Consider the following 1,072-nt stretch of genomic DNA (forward strand, 5'->3'; position numbering starts at 1 on the left):
CCGGCCCCCGGCGGCTCATGCGGTCTGTGAAATGGCGTTCCACCAGCCCGGCCCCCAGCGCCATGGCCGCGATGCAGGCCGTGTTGTTTTTCGTGTGATCCGAAAGCCCGACCGGGACGCCCGCAAACTCCCGCATCAGATCCTGCATCCCGCCCAGACGCACCAGACCCGGCGGGGTCGGGTACAGGTTCGTTGTGTGCAGCAGCGCATAGGGGACCCCCTTTGCCTCCAGTATATCCACGGCTTTGGCAATACTCCGGAGATCATTCATCCCTGTGGACACCAGCATCGGCTTCCCAAACTCCGCGATATGCCGGAGCAGGGGGTAATGGTTCATTTCCCCTGACCCGATCTTGTACGCCTTCACGCCAAACCGCTCCAGACGGTCCGCGGCAGCGCGCGAAAAGGGCGCGCTGATAAATTCCATCCCCAGCGCCTCCACATACCGCATGAACTCCCGCTCCTCTTCCTCCGGCAGGGCGGACCGCTCCATCACCTCATAGATCGAGCAGTCCGCATTCCCGGGCGTCACGTCCCTGGCCGCCCGGCTCATCTCGTCCTCCACAATGTGCGTCTGGTGCTTGACCAGCCGCGTGCCCGCCCGAAAGGCCGCGTCCGCCATCTCCCTGGCCGCTGTAAGGCTGCCCCCGTGGTTGATCCCGATCTCCGGGATCACCAGCGGCCGGTTCCCTTCCCCGACCGCAATGCGGCCGATATGAAACGCCTTCACTCCCATCCGTCTTTTCCCTCCTGTCCTCTCCCCGCTGTTTTTAACACCCACTCGGCAAACTGAAAGTCCTCCCATGTGTCGATGTCAATTGCATATCTCGGATCCATCACATACGGGCGCCGGTTATCGTTCAGGCTGACAGAGCCGTCGAACCCGTCATCCAGCCGGTTGATATAGATAGAGCCGTTGATGTGGTAAACCGGCGGAAAATCCTGCCTGCGCACGGTGCTTGAGCCTGCCAGGAACGGTTCCAGAAGGCCGTCGCCGGATATCCTGCGCATCAGGATCGGATGAACCGGGGACGGCGAAACACTCGCCAGCGAATCCCACTGGTTGTCTGCG

At 62.1% G+C, this 1,072-nt stretch carries 1 protein-coding gene and 1 pseudogene; both read right to left on the minus strand.

What is annotated here, in order from left to right; all coding sequences use genetic code 11:
• The coding region (locus NFS31_RS26800; RefSeq protein WP_251502158.1) for an N-acetylneuraminate synthase family protein at positions 1–736 on the minus strand (736 nt) is incomplete at its 3' end.
• Positions 727–1,072 (minus strand): annotated as a pseudogene (locus tag NFS31_RS26805) (hypothetical protein); the annotation flags it as partial. The gene NFS31_RS26800 and the pseudogene NFS31_RS26805, both read right to left, overlap by 10 nt.

Origin of the sequence: Otoolea muris (assembly GCF_943193115.1) — a bacterium.
GTDB lineage: Bacteria > Bacillota > Clostridia > Lachnospirales > Lachnospiraceae > Otoolea > Otoolea muris.